The sequence below is a fragment of the Hymenobacter koreensis genome, assembly GCF_039541855.1.
Taxonomy (GTDB): Bacteria; Bacteroidota; Bacteroidia; order Cytophagales; family Hymenobacteraceae; genus Solirubrum; species Solirubrum koreensis.
The window spans coordinates 237,697-254,771 of sequence record NZ_BAABHA010000010.1 but is presented as its reverse complement, the minus strand read 5'-3'; the positions used below and the strand labels follow the sequence as shown (position 1 = coordinate 254,771).

Annotated in this window: 13 protein-coding genes; 10 read left to right on the top strand and 3 right to left on the bottom strand. The window is 59.4% G+C overall.

What is annotated here, in order from left to right; all coding sequences use genetic code 11:
* Positions 1–101: 101 nt before the first annotated feature.
* Positions 102–896 (bottom strand): thymidylate synthase, encoded by a 795-nt coding sequence (locus ABD903_RS15015; protein WP_345225590.1) that lies wholly within the window; start codon positions 894–896, stop codon positions 102–104.
* Between the two features lie 233 nt (positions 897–1,129).
* Between ABD903_RS15015 and ABD903_RS15010 the strand changes: the two genes are divergently transcribed.
* Positions 1,130–2,170: an N-acetylmuramoyl-L-alanine amidase family protein gene (locus tag ABD903_RS15010; protein WP_345225589.1), complete on the top strand. Its 1,041-nt coding sequence runs from the start codon at positions 1,130–1,132 to the stop codon at positions 2,168–2,170.
* An 82-nt stretch (positions 2,171–2,252) separates the two neighbouring features.
* Here the strand turns inward: ABD903_RS15010 and ABD903_RS15005 are convergent, their stop codons facing one another.
* Positions 2,253–3,377 (bottom strand): type I restriction endonuclease, encoded by a 1,125-nt coding sequence (locus ABD903_RS15005; RefSeq protein ID WP_345225587.1) that lies wholly within the window; start codon positions 3,375–3,377, stop codon positions 2,253–2,255.
* A 124-nt stretch (positions 3,378–3,501) separates the two neighbouring features.
* On the bottom strand, positions 3,502–3,747 hold the full coding sequence (locus tag ABD903_RS15000) for a hypothetical protein (RefSeq protein WP_345225586.1): 246 nt from the start codon (positions 3,745–3,747) through the stop codon (positions 3,502–3,504).
* Positions 3,748–3,925: 178 nt separating this feature from the next.
* Here ABD903_RS15000 and ABD903_RS14995 point away from each other — a divergent pair, with 178 nt between their 5' ends.
* The 9 genes from ABD903_RS14995 to ABD903_RS14955 all read left to right on the top strand — a co-directional run bounded on the left by ABD903_RS14995 (position 3,926) and on the right by ABD903_RS14955 (position 17,074).
* Entirely contained in the window at positions 3,926–6,223 is a 2,298-nt protein-coding gene (locus ABD903_RS14995) for an efflux RND transporter permease subunit (RefSeq protein WP_345225585.1), read from the top strand.
* Positions 6,224–6,268: 45 nt separating this feature from the next.
* Positions 6,269–6,859 (top strand): hypothetical protein, encoded by a 591-nt coding sequence (locus ABD903_RS14990; protein WP_345225582.1) that lies wholly within the window; start codon positions 6,269–6,271, stop codon positions 6,857–6,859.
* A gap of 16 nt (positions 6,860–6,875) precedes the next feature.
* Entirely contained in the window at positions 6,876–7,235 is a 360-nt protein-coding gene (locus ABD903_RS14985; protein ID WP_345225581.1) for a hypothetical protein, read from the top strand.
* Positions 7,236–7,323: 88 nt separating this feature from the next.
* Positions 7,324–8,664, top strand: a complete 1,341-nt coding sequence (locus ABD903_RS14980; protein ID WP_345225579.1) for a hypothetical protein — start codon at positions 7,324–7,326, stop codon at positions 8,662–8,664.
* Positions 8,661–10,202 (top strand): DUF5691 domain-containing protein, encoded by a 1,542-nt coding sequence (locus ABD903_RS14975; protein ID WP_345225578.1) that lies wholly within the window; start codon positions 8,661–8,663, stop codon positions 10,200–10,202. Before ABD903_RS14980 ends, ABD903_RS14975 begins: the two co-directional genes overlap by 4 nt.
* A gap of 77 nt (positions 10,203–10,279) precedes the next feature.
* The gene (locus ABD903_RS14970; RefSeq protein ID WP_345225576.1) at positions 10,280–11,380 is read left to right on the top strand and encodes an ATP-binding protein; all 1,101 of its coding nucleotides are present in this window, start codon (positions 10,280–10,282) and stop codon (positions 11,378–11,380) included.
* A gap of 246 nt (positions 11,381–11,626) precedes the next feature.
* Positions 11,627–14,845: a SusC/RagA family TonB-linked outer membrane protein gene (locus ABD903_RS14965; RefSeq protein ID WP_345225575.1), complete on the top strand. Its 3,219-nt coding sequence runs from the start codon at positions 11,627–11,629 to the stop codon at positions 14,843–14,845.
* A gap of 13 nt (positions 14,846–14,858) precedes the next feature.
* Positions 14,859–16,376, top strand: coding sequence for a RagB/SusD family nutrient uptake outer membrane protein (locus tag ABD903_RS14960; RefSeq protein WP_345225573.1), 1,518 nt, complete (start codon positions 14,859–14,861; stop codon positions 16,374–16,376).
* Between the two features lie 110 nt (positions 16,377–16,486).
* Positions 16,487–17,074 (top strand): hypothetical protein, encoded by a 588-nt coding sequence (locus ABD903_RS14955; RefSeq protein WP_345225572.1) that lies wholly within the window; start codon positions 16,487–16,489, stop codon positions 17,072–17,074.
* Position 17,075: the final 1 nt, after the last annotated feature.

Genomic DNA, 17,075 nt, shown 5'->3' with positions numbered 1-17,075 from the left:
ATCGAGGCTTGTGCCTGTGCCTAAATATTATTTCACTCCGAAGCGGCCTGAATTTGCCGGCCAAGCCCGAAGGAAACGTTTTGACCTGTTTAGAAGCCCCGCTACACTGCTACGGGCGCTTTAATGGCCGGCCACGGGTCGTAGTTTTCCAGCTTGAAATCCTCGAACTGAAAATTAAAAAGGTCCAGAGCTGCCGGGTTCAGGTGCATCTGGGGAAGCGGCCGCGGTTCGCGGGTGAGCTGCAAATGGGCCTGCTCCAGGTGGTTGCTGTAGAGGTGGGTGTCGCCGCCGGTCCAAATAAACTCGCCGGGCTGCAGGCCTACCACCTGGGCTACCATAAGGGTGAGCAAGGCGTAGCTGGCAATGTTGAAGGGCACGCCCAGGAACACATCGGCGGAGCGTTGGTAAAGCTGGCAGCTGAGCCGGCCGTCGGCCACGTAAAACTGGAACAAGGCGTGGCAGGGCATCAGCTTCATGTCGGGCAGCTCGGCCACGTTCCAGGCCGAGACGAGGATGCGGCGCGAGTCGGGCGAGTGGCGGAGCTGGTCCAGGATCTGCTGCATCTGGTCGATGTGGCCGCCGCGGCCGTCGGGCCAGCTCCGCCACTGCTTGCCGTACACGGGGCCCAGGTCGCCGTTTTCGTCCTCCCACTCGTTCCAAATGCTCACGCCATGATCCTTCAGGTATTTGGTGTTGGTGTCGCCGTTCAGGAACCAAAGCAACTCGTAGATGATGCTTTTCAGGTGGACCTTTTTGGTAGTCACCAACGGAAAGCCCTGTTGCAAATCGAACCTCATCTGATGGCCGAACACCGAAAGCGTGCCGGTACCCGTGCGGTCGGTTTTCTGGGTTCCGTTTTCAAGGATATGACGAACGAGGTCGAGGTACTGCTGCATGGCGGCGGAGCGGATTGGGGAGTTGGCAAAAATAAGGATGTAGCGCGGGGCCGCGGCGCAACTTCAGCATTTTCTACCCCAGAACCCGCCAGCATACTTCTCGCAGCAACTCCTGTAACTACTTTTGCGGTAGTATTACCCTATATGCATGCGGCTATCTGCCGGACTTTGGTCCTACCATTCTCACTATTCGGTTACACCTACGTTTCGTTTTCACCCGTCGCCCCGCTGCCTTGCGCCTATTTCTGCTCTTTCTCCTGCTCATTCCAGCTGTAGCGTTTAGCCAGCAATACCGCAAAGTAGTACCCAAACGCGGCGACGTAATTTCGACGCTGTTGGTGCGCCACGGGCTGAACCCGCGGCTTTACGAGCGGGACTTCGTGGCCTTGAACAAGCCCTTGCTGGGGCCGCGCAACAGTTTGCGGGCGGGCAAAAGCTACCGGCTGCCCCGGCGCAAGCCCGCCGCGCCCAAGGCCGTAGCCGGGAAAGGCGCAACCCCGAATACCGCGGCCGCCAAAGCCTCAAACAAAAAGCACAGCGGCCAAACGGCTCTGCTGTTCGGCAAGTACGGCCGCCCGTCGGCCTCCGGCCAATCTTTGCGCGGCGCGGTGTACTACCTCATGTCGGGGCACGGCGGACCCGATCCTGGGGCGGTGGGCCAATACGGCGCCAACAAGCTGGCCGAGGACGAATACGCCTACGACGTAACGCTGCGCCTGGCCCGCGTGCTGATGGAGCACGGCGCCACGGTGCACATGATTGTGCAGGACCCCAACGACGGCATCCGCGACGAAGGCGTGCTGCCCATGGACTCCGACGAGCTGACGCACCCCAACCTGACCATTCCGCTGGGCCACGTGGCGCGGCTGCGCCAGTACGTAAATGCCATCAACCGGCTACACGGCCGCTACGGGCGGAAAACCTACCAGCGCATGATTACCATCCACATCGACAGCCGCAGCGCGGGCATGACCACCGATGTGTTCTTCTACCACCACGAAAACAGCGCCGTGGGCCTGCGCCTGGCCAAAAACATTCACCAAACGTTCAGCAGCCGCTACAAGCGCTACCAACCTAACCGGCCTTACGTGGGCACGGTTTCGCCGCGCACCAGCCTGTATGTGGTGCGCAACAGCTACGCTCCCACCGTTTTCATTGAGCTGGGCAACATCCGCAACAGCAACGACCAACGCCGCTTCGTGCTTTCCCAGAACCGCCAGGCTTTGGCCAACTGGATTTGCGAGGGAGCTATTAAGGACTACCGGGCCCGGTAAGAAGTAGAAGCACCAAGTTGTCGAAGCCTTTCAGCAAACAAGCCGCCCCAATGGAGCGGCTTGTTTGCTGAAAGGTGGTTTGCTAAGCGCTGGCTACCGCTTCTTTCGACTTGGTTTCATGCCTTTCTACAGCAGCGCGAATACGGCTTGCTAATCCGTAAAGGTCATCGAGTGAAGTAATATCAACTCGTTCGCCGTTTTCGGTATCAAAGACCATTACGTACTTCTTACTTCCGTTAAAGTGAAGCCGGCAGATAGGTTTGCGGTTGTTGTCGTCGAGTAGAATGCCGCAATACGATTGCACGTCACGCATCACAACCCGGTTAACTGCAACCATCTTGCGAAGAATGGCGCGCACTATCATAAATCCTTCCGTTTCCTCAACGGTGGTCACGATGTCTTTTTCCTTGTTTTCTCCGTTTTCAGAAGCGACTGTAGATTCTTCTGCTTTAGCAATTACAGGAAAAGCGGGCGGCAGCATAGTTTGGCTGCTCGCGTCTACAAGCGCTGATTTTAAACGCCCCGTGACCTTATCGTTCAGAAACTGATGGAACGAACGATGCACTAAAGAGCCAAACTGGTCTTTCAGTTTAGGCGTCAGAACTCCGTCATATACCTGCTTTGATACAAAGTTCACGAAGTCAGACGAAGGCTGAGTTAGCTGCTCATCAAAGTATTTTTTGAAGGCCCGCATGTATTTGAGATTATAGGCAGCAAACAGCATATCATCGATGCTGAAATTAGCCTTGCTCAATTTGCGAAGCTCGGTAGTATCGTTTTCGTGGAAGTTAAATAGATCGAACTCCATGAAAGGCCGCTCGTCCATTTTGTTAGCCTGCTCTAGGTCAGTAAATAGTTTGTAGGTTACCCCGTTAGTGAGAATAGCAATCCGTGCCTCAGTCACGTGGAAATAGCGGAAAAGCTGACTGGCATGATTGATATTCAAGTCGGCTCCAACGTGTTTACACTCAATGAGCATAATGGGCTTCCCTTCGCGAAAAATCGCGTAGTCGACTTTCTCGCCCTTCTTAGTACCGATGTCGCAGATAAACTCTGGTACTACTTCCGTCGGATCGAAGACGTTGTAGCCAAGCGCATTAATAAATGGTAGTACGAGGGCGTTTTTGGTAGCTTCCTCTGTCTGAATGTGCCCTACTTGCTTTTGTACACGTGAGGCTAGATTGGTGAGTTGATCTATTAATTCCATATGAAAGGGGATGAATGAATGCTTGAGCCTAAATGTAATATTCTATTTGAATGATGCAATATCAGATAAACGAGAAGCGCCCCGACTTTACAGCCGGGGCGCTTCTTTTATAAACTGTTGCTGGTTACAGCGACTTAACTGCGGGCGTGGCTTCGGTCGTCTTCACTTCCGCCGTTTTTACCGCGCCTTTTTTCGAGCAGCAAGAGGGCGTGCTGCCCAGCGTAGCCGTAGCTTCTTTGGCCTCTGAGGCGCAATGAGACTGGCCCGACTTGGCCTTCTTGCCTTTTTTGCCTTTTTCATCCTTGCCGTCGTGGGCGGAAGCGGAGCCGACGAATGCGAACAGGGCCAGGGCGAGCAATGCGTTTTTCATGGGTGGTGAAAATGAAGGATTGTAGAAACAAAAGCGGAAAACGGGCGGTTGGCTCACCGCTGGGTTGAAAGATAAGTAGAATTCGGCAACGATGCAGCCCGGCTGCGCTGGTCCGCCGAACTTGGCGCGCCGGCAACCCTGCCGGGCCTTCGCTTAGTGGTTTCCGTATTCGTTTTGCATGTCTGTTCGCTCCCTTAGTTACCTCACCCTGCTGCTGTTGGCCGTAGTGGGCGCCGTGTGCGTCACCGGCCTGATGCGCCTGCGGTTCAATTATAATTTCAACGACTTCTACCCCACCGGCGACCCGGACCTGGCTTTCTACGAGAAGTACTCGGCCCGCTTTGGCAACGACAACGACTACGTGCTCATCGGCCTGGAAACGCCTGCCGACCGCACGTTATTCGATGCCGGTTTCGCCCGCCGCGTGGATCAGTTCACGCAGTTCGCGCAGCGGCAGCCCAACGTGGTGCACGTGCTTTCCCCCACCACGGCCGCTAACCCGGTGGTGGAAGGCCTGGGCGTGTTCAACATTCCCTACCTGCACCTCGACCGCCTGACCGACCCAGCGTCGCGCGCCCAGGATTCCAGCCTGATTTTCCGCACGCCCGGCCTCGTGGGCAACCTGTTTGCGCGTGACGCCCGCGCCGTAACGGTGCTGCTGCAAACCACCCCCGACCTTAAAAAACCGCCCGGCGACACGCTCATGACCGCCCTGCGCACCGAGCTAACCCGCCTGGGTTTCCCCGAAGAGCACGTGCACCTGGGCGGCAAGCTGGTGGCGCAATCGGTGTTTGTAGACCGGCTGCAGGTGGAAATGGCCGTGTTCGTGTCCCTCTCGGTACTGCTGGTAATGGGGCTTTTGTGGCTCACGTTCCGCTCGTGGTGGGGTGTGGTGCTGCCGCTTACCGTAGTGGCCGGCGCTACTGTGGGCGGTTTGGCGCTGGTGGGCTGGAGCGGCGCCGGCATTGACCTGATGACGGCCCTTTTGCCCGTAATGATGTGCGTGGTGGGCATTGCCGATTCGGTGCACCTGCTTACGCGCTACGTCACCGAAACCGGCGAAGGCACCGCCACCGTGCCGGCCCTGCGCATCAGCATGCGGGAATCCATGTTCGGCTCGGGCTTGTCGGCCCTAACCACCAGCCTGGGCTTTTTCACGCTCACGGCCAGTCACATTCGGCCCATCCACAACTTCGGGTTGTACACGGGCTTGTCGGTGCTGCTGGCCTACGGCCTCACGTATACCTTGCTGCCAGCTTTGCTGGTACTGTTGCCGCGGCCGCAACAACGCTACGGCGCAGGCCGCTCCTGGGACGCGTTTTTCAACCGCCTGCTGTTTCACGTGCTGAAGCGCCGCCGCTGGGTGTTGAGCATTGCCGCGCTGCTGCTGGTCGGTAGCATTGCCGCCGCCAGTCAGGTGCGCATTGAGTCGCGCCTGCTCGATGATTTGGCCCAGGACGACCCCGTACAGCTCGATTTTCGCTTTTTTGAGGAGCGCTTTGCCGGCGTGCGGCCCTTCGAGCTGAACCTGCAGCCGCAAGGCGGCCGCTCGGTGTATGATCTGGACGTGCTTCGCCAAACCGAGGCCATCGAAAACTACCTTACCCGGCAGTACGGCCTGCATTTCGTGGCCTCGCCGGTGTCGGTGGTGAAATCGGTGCGCAAGGCCCTAAACGGCGGCGCGCTGGAAGAATACCGCCTGCCGGCTTCTGAAGCCGAGCTAAAGCGCCTGCAGAAACAGCTGCGGCGCGTGAGCAAGCGGCCTGAATTCCGCGCCCTAGCTACGCCCGACGGCCAGGAAGGCCGCCTAACCGGCCGCATGCCCGACCCCGGCAGCACCGTGGTAGCGGGCCTGAATGGCGGTCTGAAACGCTTCCTGAGCACCAACACCGACCCGCAGGTGCTGCAAACCCGCCTGACCGGCTCGGCCCTGCTTATCGATAAAAACAACCAGAACCTGACCCGCGACATGCTGCTGGGCATCAGCGTGGACGTGATTATGGTCACGCTTATTGTGCTGGCCCTGTTCCGCTCCTTGCGCATGGTGCCGGTGGTGCTCATTCCCAACTTGCTGCCCATTGTGGTAGTGGGCGGCGTAATGGGCGTGTGCGGTGTGCCCATGAAAGTCAGCACCAGCATCATTTTCACCATTGCCTTCGGCATTGCCGTCGACGACACCATTCACTTCATCAGCAAGTTGCGCCTGATGCTGGGCAAGGAGCCTACCGTGAAGCGGGCCGTAAGCCACACATACCGGCTGGCGGGCAAGGCCGTTATCGTTACCTCCCTCATTCTGGTGGGCGGTTTCAGCACGTTGTTGTTTTCGTCGTTCGATGGCACGTTTTACGTGGGCCTGCTCATTGGCCTCACGCTGCTGTTTGGCGTGGTGGCCGAGCTGACCTTGCTGCCCATTCTGATCCTGGCCTTCTATAAAAAGCCGCGCGTGGGCAAAGCGCGGCAGGCACGAGCGGCGTAAGCCGCAGGAACCCCCTACCGGTTTCCGCGTATTTTTGCCCACCCTATGAAAACGCTCCGCCCGCTACTCTTCGCCCTTTTTCTTTCCCTGCCGGCCCTGGCCCAAACGCCCGCGCCAGCCTCCGCCCCCACCGACGACCGGCTGCAAAGCCTGTTGCAGGAGCGGCAAACGCTCATGAGCCAGTACGAGCAGGCCAGTGCCCAGCGCAACGCCTTCTTGGCCAATAAACCCTCGAAAAAGGACCTGCAGGAAGTGATTGACGCGCTCAAGGAAATCATTCGAAAAGACACCGAGATTGTAAAGGCCCTGAACGAAACGTCGTTGCGGCGCACAGCGGGCATTGTGGCCGAAAAGCAGCAGGCCGAGCAGCAGGTTACCGTGGCCACCACCGACCAAACCGCCACCCGCCAGCGTTTTTACGACCTCGAAAACCAGATTCAGAACCTGGAACTGCGCGACAAGCAGCGCGAGAAGAAACTGCGCGACGCCGAAGCCACCGCCAAGGAAGCCGAGGCCGCCCGCTCCACGCCCGAGCTGCTGGCGGCCGGTTTGGCCCTGCTGTGCGCCGGCTTGCTGTGGGTTATCTTTCGGCAGCGCCAGCAACTGAGCGCTGCGCCGGCCCGCCGTCGGCGCTAGCCGTTTCCTGCCCGCCATGCTCGTTGTAGCCGCCGAATACCTGACCTACACCGAAGCCGTGGGTTTGTACCGCCGCCTGCACGACGAAGTGGGCGTGGTGAGTTTGGTCAAGAACTATGGCCCTGCTACCCTGCCCTTCGGCGACGGCCTTTATTTCCGCTTGCTCATCGAAGAAGAAGACGTGGAATCGGCCCGCGAGATTGTGGCGGCCTTCGAGCAGCAACGCACCGAGCGCGCCGCCGTGCGCTGCCCCCATTGCGGCTCCTACGATGTATGGCCCGATCCGGAAGCCCACCGCTCGTGGCTGAAACGGCTGTTTTACGCCGGAACCACCGTATACCGCTGCCGCAATTGCGGCGAGGAACTGGCCGGCTGAAATACCGGCATGCTTGCGGCCGGTTGCGTTATCTTGCCGGCAGCTCGTGCCCGCCGCGGCCTGTTTACTGTATTTTCTCGCTGCTTTCATGTGGACCGAAGACCAGGCCCGCGCCCTCATTACCGATTCCGGCACGCTAAAACGCGGAATGGAGTTGGCCGCGCCCGTTAAATGGGGCAACCTCGGCCGCACCGCAGCCGCCGTGTGGGGCGAGTGCGCCGGCAGCGGCGCCAAGCCTTACCTGGTTGGCATCGACCTCTCGGAGCCCGCCTTCAAATGCTCCTGCCCCAGCCGGGTGTTTCCCTGCAAGCACGGCGCGGGTTTATTGTTGCTGCTGGCCCGTCAGCCGCAAATACTGAACGCCGCTACGCCACCCACGTGGCTTGCTGAGTGGCTCGAAAAACGCCAAAGCACCCAAGAGAAGAAAGCAGCGAAGCCGACCGAAGCACCTCCCCCTACGGCACCATTAGCCGGCGCCCCGCAGGAAGAAAAAGGCCCAGGTGTTTCGGCGCAACGGTTGGAGCGCATGCGGCGCGGTGCCGATGAGCTGCTGACGTGGCTGCACGATTTGGTGGGCGCCGGCCTGGCCCAGACCGAAAAACAGCCCGCCGCGTTCTGGGAAAACCAGGCGGCCCGCCTCATAGATGACCAGTTGCCGGGTTTGGCCGCTACACTGCGCGAATTAGCCAGCTTGCGCCACTACGGTCCCGACTGGCCCGAGCGTATGCTGGCGCGTTTGGGTGAGCTGTACCTGCTCGTGCGCGCTTTCCAACGGTTTGATAAGTTGCCGGCGCCTCGGCAGCAGGACGTATTGCAGTTGCTGGGCGTGAACGTTAAGAAAGACGAGGTGCTGCGCCTGGAACCTACCGTGGTGGATACCTGGCTGGTAATGGGCCAGCTTACTTTCGAGGAAGAACGGCTGCTGGTGCGCCGTACCTGGCTGCGCGGGCACGAAACCGGCCACTACGCGCTGGTGCTGGAATACGCCTTCGGCGGCCAGGCTTTTGCCAGCCCGTTGGTGCCGAACGGGCGGTACCACGGCGGCTTGGCTTTTTACCCCGGCACCGCCTCGTTACGGGCTGTTATCGGGCCCGATTGGTCGTTTGAGGGTACGGCAGCGCCGGGTCAGTTGCTTTTTTCCGGCAACCCAGAGGAGGTTTTATCCACCTACGCCGACGCTCTTGCCCAGCAGCCGTGGCTGCGTGAATGGCCAGTGCTATTGGCTGCCGTAGTGCCCGTACTGCTGCCCGGCGGCAACGTTGTTTTGCTGGCTTCGGACTCTGCTTCCTCGATACCGGTGAGTGCCGACGAAGACCTGCGCTGGCAACTGCTGGCCGTAAGCGGCGGGCATCCGCTCACCATTTTTGGGGAGTGGAACGGCGTACGCCTGTTGCCCCTTAGCTTCCACCCTGCAACCGTCGCGCCATGAACCCGCAATCCGATTGGCAGCAGCTCTTGCGCATCGCCCTGCTCGGTACTCGCCAAAGCGGCGAAGCAGCACCCGCAACCGGCGGCTTGCCCGTTCCCGATTCACGTGAAAACCAGTTGCTACAAGCCGCCGGAACCCTCGCGCTGATTCGTAAAGCCGGCTTTAAGCCCGCCGCCGATGCCCCGGCCGTACCGGCTGCTGCGCCCACTGAAATTCTGCCGACGCTGGGCAGTGTAGGCCTGCAATGCCTGCAACAGCTACTCGACGGCCAGCACGCGCCGTTGTTTGCCGAGTACCTGGCCCAGCTGGCGCAGCACGGTCGGCGCGTGCCCCACCGCCTGCTGCCTTCCTTGCTCGACTATATAACGCCACGCCCCGAGCTACAGCTTCACGCCCCCGACGTGCTGGGCGAGCGAGGTCCGTGGCTGGCCAGCCTTAATCCTGCCTGGGCGCCCGTCTTTGCTATGCCCGACGAAGAAGCCCTTTGGGAAACCGGCACGCACAAGCAACGCCAGCGTTACCTGGAAAACCTGCGCCTGCAAAACCCACAGCAAGCCCGCGAATTACTGTCTGCCGCTTTGCCCCAGGAAGCCGCCAAGCAACAAGCCGCCTTACTCACTGCACTGACTGTAAACCTAGGGCCCGAAGACGCCGCCCTACTGGAACAGTACCTAAACTCGAAAGGCAAGGAAGTGCGCCAGGTCGTGGCTCCCATGCTGGCGCGTATTTCCGGCAGTGCGCTGGCCGAGCGGCTGTGGCTGCGGGCCAGCAAAATGGTGCAGGTAAAGCGCAGTTTACTACACGGCCGGCAACTGCACATTGAACTACCAGAGGCCTGGGCCGCTGAATGGCAGGCCGACGGCGTTGAGCAGAAAGATGCCCGGTTTACCGGCGAAAAAGCGGCGTGGCTGGGCCAAATGCTGGCGTTGATTCCGCCCGCCCGCTGGACGGAGCAGTTCAAACTGCCGCCGAGCCGTTTGTTAGAATTGGTAATCGAAAGCGACTGGGCTCCGCTGCTGCTTCCGGCCTGGTCTGCCGCGGCCCAGCTGCACCACGACAGAGCCTGGGCCTTGGCTTTGCTGAACGTGAGCTTGGCGCAGGAACAGAACGTTTCGTTCTCTTGGAATTTGCTGGGTGTGCCGCCCCGGGCGGCCGTGGCGGAGCTTTTGTTAACCCATCTGCAAAGCCTTAACAGCCTTACGTACCCGGCCTCCCGGCCTGCCGAAGCCCTGGCTTACCTGCCCGGCCCCTGGCCCCGGCGGCTGAACGAGCGGGCCGTAGAACTGGTGCAAAACACCATCGTGGCCGCTGCTCAGTCGCCCACGGGGTACCAAGTGCTGCAGGGCCTCGACCGGCTGCTCAATCACCTCGGCCATGCTGCTGAACCAGCTTCATTTGATTCGGTAAGCGAGCAGCTGCAGGCACTTCTGGAGTACTTCCCCGATTACCAACGCCTCGTGCATCGCACCCTCGACACGCTGTATTTCCGGCGGCAGATGGCGGCAAGTCTCCTCGAGCCGCCCGGGCCTGACAGCTGACGGGTTTTTCTGCTTCGAACGAGCTTCGTCGCTCCACGCTTGTCTTAATCTGTAGCTTTAGCTCTACTATTTCTACCATGTCCGCCACTAACAGCCCCGATAACATTCTGCGCCCGCACGTGGAGGTGCAGTACGCCGAAGAACTTGCGGCCCTGCGCGCCGTTGACGACCGCCCCAAACCGCCCAACTGGCTACTCTCGCCCTGGGCCGTGGTTACCTACCTACTCGGCGGCACGCTCGATAACGGCTTCGAAATCGAGCCCAAGTACATTGGGCAGCGGCGGCTGATGGAAATTGCCGTCGCCACGCTAGCCACCGACCGGGCCCTGCTACTGCTGGGCGTGCCCGGCACGGCCAAAAGCTGGGTATCGGAGCATCTGACGGCGGCCATCAGCGGGCACAGCAACCTGCTCATTCAGGGTACGGCCGGCACCTCCGAGGACGCGATTCGCTACTCTTGGAACTACGCCCGCCTCATTGCCGAGGGCCCGTCGGCGGCGGCGCTGGTGCCTTCGCCCCTGCTCAAAGGCATGCAAGAAGGAGCCTTGGTGCGGGTGGAAGAACTCACGCGCATTCCATCCGATGTGCAGGACACGCTTATCACGGTACTCTCCGAAAAGGTGCTGCCCGTACCCGAGCTGGCCACCGAAATCCAGGCCACGCGCGGCTTCAACGTTATTGCCACCGCCAACGACCGCGACAAAGGTGTGAACGAACTCAGCAGTGCCCTGCGCCGCCGCTTTAATACCGTGGTGCTGCCGCTGCCTACCTCGGTGGCTAAGGAAGTGCAGATTGTGCATTCGCGGGTAGAGAAAACCGGCCGAGCCCTGCAATTGCCGCCCACCACGGCGGCTCTGGAGCAAATCAGCCGCTTGGTTACCATCTTCCGGGAACTGCGTTCGGGCGTGACGGAGAACGGCAAAACCAAGCTCAAAAGTCCCAGCGGAACACTCAGTACCGGCGAGGCCATTTCGGTGCTCAACAGCGGCCTTGCTTTGGCCGCTTACTTCGGCGACGGCACCCTTCAAGCCGCCGACTTGGCTGCCGGCCTTACCGGCGCCGTGGTGAAAGACCCCGTGCAGGACCGCGTGGTGTGGCTGGAATACCTGGAAACAGTGGTAAAGGAACGCGACGGATGGAAGGATTTGTACCGGGCATGCCGGGAAGTGACTGAGTAGCCGAAAGCCTATTAAGCTACAAATAAGCACTTTACGAAGAAAGCCAGAACGCCCCAAGTCTACAGGCTTGGGGCGTTCTGGCTTTCTTTCGAACGATCAGGATAAACTTTTAAAGGCGGAAATACTGCTCAAGCGTTGCATTTCGTACACCTCAATTTTTTAAAAATTACAGCCTAACACTTGTTTGCTTGTAAATTCTCCTGGTAATTAACGCCAAACAATGCATAAACCATAAAAATCACTTACATGAGGAAAGCTTTACTGTTTGGGCCAGCTGCACTTATTGCGCTGGTCAGCCCCGATTTGCAGGCCCAGAACCGAACCGTTACGGGACGTGTAGTGGGCACCGACGGGTCGGGGCTGCCGGGTGTTACCGTGGTGGTAAAAGGCAGCTCGCAAGGCACTTCCACCGACACTGAAGGCCGCTATTCGCTGTCAGTTCCCGAGTCGTCGGGCGTATTGGTTTTTTCCTTCGTAGGCTATGACACCAAAGAAGTAGCTATTGGCAACCAATCAAGCGTTAACACGACGCTGGGCGCCAAAACCACCGGCCTCGATGAAGTAGTGGTGGTAGGCTACGGCACCCAAACCCGCCGCGACCTGACGGGCTCGGTATCCTCCATCAGCGGCACCCAAATTGCCACCAAGCCGGTGCAAAGCTTCGACCAAGCTTTGCAGGGCCAGGCGCCGGGCGTGAACATTACCACGCCCAACGGCGTGCTCAACAACCCACCGGTTATTCGTATTCGGGGTGTAAACTCCATTACGCTCAGCTCGCAGCCGCTGTTTGTGATTGACGGTATTCCGGCTTTCAGCGGCAACAGCTCGGCCGTGGGCAGCGTGCCGAACAACCCGCTGGGCAACGTAAACCCGAACGACATCGAAAGCATTGAGGTGCTGAAAGATGCTTCGGCTACGGCTATTTACGGTTCCCGGGCCGCTGGCGGGGTTATTCTGGTAACCACCAAAAAAGGCAAGCTCGGTCAGAGCCGGATTTCCTTGGACTCCTGGGCAGGGGTTTCGGAGCCGGTACGCCTCTACGACATTCTGAATGCCGAGCAGTACATCGACATCAAAAACGAGTCGGTACGCAACCTGAATGCCAACCGCGCCGCTTTGGGTCAGCCGGCAACCAACGTGGAGGGCTTCCGCCCCACCCTCGACGGCAACGGCAACCCGGTAGATACCCGCTGGTACGACTACGTGTACCGCACGGGCTTCGCTACTTCCAATACCCTGAACTTCTCGGGCGGCACCGACAAAACCAATTACTACACCTCCGTTGGCTACACCAAGCAGAGCGGCATGCTGGAGCGCAACGAGTTCAAGCGCATGTCGGCCCGCCTGAACGTGGACCACAAGGTGTACAAGAACTTCTCTGTTGGGGCCCGCGTGGGTTATTCTAACAGCCGAAACGAGGCCCCTAACTCGGGTTCCGTGGCCGACGGCGCCTTCGGCACGGCCGGTCTGGGCCGTCTGCCCTTGGTGCTGCCGCCCAACATTCCTGCCCGTAACCCCGACGGCACCTACAACATCAGCGGAGCCGGCATTGGCCCAGGAGCGAACATCAACCCCACGGGCGTTAACAACGCGCCCTTGCTCCCCGGTTACTACAACCCGTTGGTGGACCTGGAGAACAACTACTTCACCTCCGACGGCAGCGAGATTCAAGGCAGCCTGTACGCGAACTGGGAACCCATTCGGGGCCTGAACCTGCGCACGACCTACGGCATCAACAATATCTCCTTCGAGGATAAATCGTTCTTCACCCCAATTGCGGGCGACGGTTTCTCCCTCGGCGGCCAGTCGGTTAACTACTACCGCACCAACAAGCGCTGGAACTGGCAGAACACCGCCCAGTACGACCGGACCGTTGGCGAGAACCACAACATTTCCTTGCTGGTGGGCGGCGAGCAGCAGTACACCCAAATCGACCGGTGGGGTGCTAACCGTACCGCCATTGCCGATGCTTTCCTTTCGGGTTTCCAGGGGCTGCACACCAACATTGCCGCCGCCGGTAACTTTCAGGGCGAAAACTACCTGCTCTCGTACTTCACCCGCCTGAACTACGACTTCGGCAAAAAATACCTGGCGTCGGTAAACTTCCGCCGCGACGGGTACTCGGCCTGGGCCGAGAAATGGGGTAACTTCTACGGCGCTTCGGTGGGCTACATCATCTCCGAAGAAGAGTTCTGGAAGAATACTGGCTTCCTGGCTCCGGTTAACTTCCTGAAGTTTACGGGTAGCTACGGCGAAGTAGGCAACAGCCAGGGCGTCGACGACTTCGGCTCCCTATTTACCTACGAAAACAACTTTTACGGCGAGCTGGCCACGCTGTACTTCAGCAGCCCCGGCAGCCGGCAGCTAACCTGGGAAACCAGCAAGAAAACCGACGTAGGAGCTTCTTTCGGTTTGTTTGACGACCGCGTGCAAGGCGACCTGTCGTATTACCGCAACGACGTGGACGGCCTGATTCTGCGCGTGCCACAGGCTCCTTCCAAAGGCATTCCGGGCACCGGCGCCGCTCCCGGCGACGTGGCCAACGTGAACAACAACTCTTTCCTGGCGAACGTGGGCTCCATGCGCAACACGGGCATCGAGCTGAACCTGACCGTACGCGCCTTTCAGCGCGACGATTTCAAGTGGACGATTAGCGGCAACTTCACAACGTTGAAAAACGAAGTGCTGACCCTGGCCTCCGAAGGCCAGCGCATTGGCACGGCTACCTCGGGCCTGGAAACGGTAAACTTCACGCAAGTAGGACGCTCGGTAGGCGAAATTCTGGCTGTGCCCTCATTGGGTGTTAACCCGGCTAACGGCCGCCGCATGCTGCAGAAGGCCGACGGCACCGTGGTGCAGTACGACCACCTCGGCAAAGGCTGGACCACGGTTGACGGCGACCGGCCCACGTCGGCTCCAAACCAGCTCGTTGACGGTCAGTACTACGGCCCGACGCTGCCCACTTTTTACGGCGGCTTCGACAACAGCTTCCAGTACAAAGGCTTCGACCTGGGCATTTTCCTGCAGTACTCGGGCGGTAACTACATCTACAACGGTACCAAGGCCGGTTTGCACGACATGCGTTTCTGGAACAACGAGGTGGACATTCTGGAGCGTTGGACGGAAAGCAACCGCGAAAACGCCAAGTGGCCGCGCGTGGTGTACGGCGACAACGTTTCGAACGGCTCGGCTCTGGTGATGTCCTCGAACGTAGAAAAAGGCGACTTCATTCGTCTGCGTAACGTGTCGTTGGGCTACACCCTGAAGCCCACCTTCCTCGGCCGCTTTAACATGTCGAGCGCCCGGGTGTACGCCCAGGTGCAGAACGCCGCCCTGCTGACGAAGTACTCGGGCATCGACCCCGAAATTTCGACCAACGGTGCCAGCAACACCGGCGCCGGCGTCGACCGCAACTCTGTGGGCCAGGCCCGCACCTACACGGTAGGTTTCAACATCGCATTCTAATTGCAGTAGTCTGATGAAGACCCTAAATAAGAATAACGTCGCGGCAAGCCTATTTGCTGCTTTCCTGGCTTTCGGTGCGGTTTCCTGCCAAACCGATAAGCTTGACCCCACGCCCAAAACGTTGTTTCCCCAGGAAGTGGTGTTCGACACCCCGGCCCGCGTGCTGCTGCAGGTGAACAACATGTACGCCTACGTGAAAGTGGGCAACTTTTTGGGTGGCCGCTACCAGATTTTCGGCGACATCCGGGCTAACGATTTTATCAACCGTACGTCGAACGGGGTTACCGGCGTGGGCGTGTGGAACCACACCCTCACCGAGACGTCGCAAAACGACGTGGTAAACACGTGGACGGCGGGCTACGCGGCCATCAACCAGATCAACGTGTTTCTGGCCGGTCTCGATGCCAACGCAGCCAAGCTGGGCACCACGCCCTTCCCGGCTAACTACGTAACTACCACGGCCGTACAATACCGTGCCGAGGCCCGGCTGCTGCGCGCCCTGACCTATTACTCGCTGCTGCAGCTCTACGCCCGCCCCTACATCGACGGAAACGGCAGCAAGCCCGGTTTGCCCCTGCGTTTGCAGGCTGAAACCGGCATGGATAACAACGACCTGGCCCGCAGCAGCGTGGCAGAAGTTTACGCCCAGATTCTAGCCGACCTGAACTTCGCCGAAGACAACCTGCCGTTAACCTACACCAGCGCGGTGCTGAACGTGACGCGGGCCCACCGCAACACGGCCATTGCCCTGAAAACGCGGGTGTACCTCACCATGGGTAAGTACGATGATGTCATTCGGGAAGCGAACAAAATAGTGTCGCCGACCGCCCCCTTCCGAGCCACGACGGGCGTACCCCACGCCTTGAACCCATCGGTGGCCGCGGTGTTTGCTCCGCCCCAGGAGACGACGGAAAGCATCCTGTCCTTTCCGTTTTCGGCCCAAAACACGCCCGGTACGCAGAACCAATTGGCTTTTTACTACCTGCCCACGACTTTAGGTGGCGGCGGTGAATACAACCTGAACACCGCTGCCGGTAGCCTGCTGGCTAACCCTGCTTTCCGGGCCAATGATGACCGCCGCATAAACTTCGTGACGACGGTTGGCACTACCTCTTACCTGCGCAAGTACCCAAGCGGCACCCCATACCTCGACAAAGCCCCGGTTATTCGCTACGCCGAAGTGCTGCTGAGCTTGTCAGAAGCCCTGTTCCGCACCGAAGGGGCTGGCAGTGTCCGAGCTCTGGCGCTTCTTAACGCCATTCCGCTGCGCGCTACGCCGTTAACGAACCCGGTTACCGCGCCGTTCCAGTATGCTCCGTTCACGTCGACCCAGGCCGCCGTGGATGCGGTGCTGTTTGAGCGTCGCATCGAGTTCTTGGGTGAAGGCATCCGCAACATCGATATCATGCGCCTTAACGCTCCTATTCCTGGCAAGGGCCCGGTTAGCGCGGTTAACCCCAGCGACGTGCTCTATGTGTGGCCCATTCCCTCAACGGAGCTTCAAACCAACCGCCTGATGACGCGCAACTAACCAGCGCGGCATTCTTACTAAAGAGGCTTCCTACGGCGTAGGAAGCCTCTTTTTTTATGGTTTATTTTGTTGGCCCCGGTTGTATTGGCCGGGGCCTCTATTCAGCACTTATGCCGCTTCTGTACAGGCACCGCAACTTGCTTCTTCTACTCTTACTGGTGGGCTTGTGCATTCACGCTGCGGCTGTCATTTGGTTCGAGGAGGTGTACAGCCAGGGCGAGTACTTTCAGCGGGCGTTTACCTACCGGCACTACTTGGCGTTTGCGGCCGTGGCTCTAAATCTGGCGGTGTATTTCCTGAACCGGCGGCGGTTTAAATTCACGCTGCTGGGCATGTTACTGCTGGGCCTGTTGGACGTGCTGAGCTTTACGCCCGATCGTTTCAGCGTAGGTATGGGTTTTGGTTCGGTTCGGGCAGGCATTCAGCCTCTTTCGCTGCTGTTTATCCTCGGTTTTTACCTGCTTAATCGGCGCAGCTCAAAACGGCTCCTGAGCAGGCTGCGTACCCAGATGCTACCTCCGCCCAGCCCGCAAAAGCAGGCAGCATATCACCACGAGCAAATTGCCAGGTTCAAAGCCACGTACGCCCGGTACTCCGATGCCAGCTTGCAGGAAATCGTGCGCCGCCGGGCGGTAGTGCCCGACGCCCATGCGGCCGCGCTGCAACTGTTGCAGGAGCGTGGTCTTGATGTATCGTGAG

Bases quoted from the DNA above. Each gene is read 5' to 3' on its own strand.
- ABD903_RS14965 (WP_345225575.1), top strand. From the start codon at position 11,627: ATGAGGAAAGCTTTACTGTTTGGGCCAGCTGCACTTATTGCGCTGGTC.
- ABD903_RS14955 (WP_345225572.1), top strand. From the start codon at position 16,487: ATGCCGCTTCTGTACAGGCACCGCAACTTGCTTCTTCTACTCTTACTG.
- ABD903_RS14970 (WP_345225576.1), top strand. From the start codon at position 10,280: ATGTCCGCCACTAACAGCCCCGATAACATTCTGCGCCCGCACGTGGAG.
- ABD903_RS14990 (WP_345225582.1), top strand. From the start codon at position 6,269: ATGAAAACGCTCCGCCCGCTACTCTTCGCCCTTTTTCTTTCCCTGCCG.
- ABD903_RS14985 (WP_345225581.1), top strand. From the start codon at position 6,876: ATGCTCGTTGTAGCCGCCGAATACCTGACCTACACCGAAGCCGTGGGT.
- ABD903_RS14980 (WP_345225579.1), top strand. From the start codon at position 7,324: ATGTGGACCGAAGACCAGGCCCGCGCCCTCATTACCGATTCCGGCACG.
- ABD903_RS14975 (WP_345225578.1), top strand. From the start codon at position 8,661: ATGAACCCGCAATCCGATTGGCAGCAGCTCTTGCGCATCGCCCTGCTC.
- ABD903_RS14995 (WP_345225585.1), top strand. From the start codon at position 3,926: ATGTCTGTTCGCTCCCTTAGTTACCTCACCCTGCTGCTGTTGGCCGTA.
- ABD903_RS15005 (WP_345225587.1), bottom strand. From the start codon at position 3,377: ATGGAATTAATAGATCAACTCACCAATCTAGCCTCACGTGTACAAAAG.
- ABD903_RS14960 (WP_345225573.1), top strand. From the start codon at position 14,859: ATGAAGACCCTAAATAAGAATAACGTCGCGGCAAGCCTATTTGCTGCT.
- ABD903_RS15000 (WP_345225586.1), bottom strand. From the start codon at position 3,747: ATGAAAAACGCATTGCTCGCCCTGGCCCTGTTCGCATTCGTCGGCTCC.
- ABD903_RS15015 (WP_345225590.1), bottom strand. From the start codon at position 896: ATGCAGCAGTACCTCGACCTCGTTCGTCATATCCTTGAAAACGGAACC.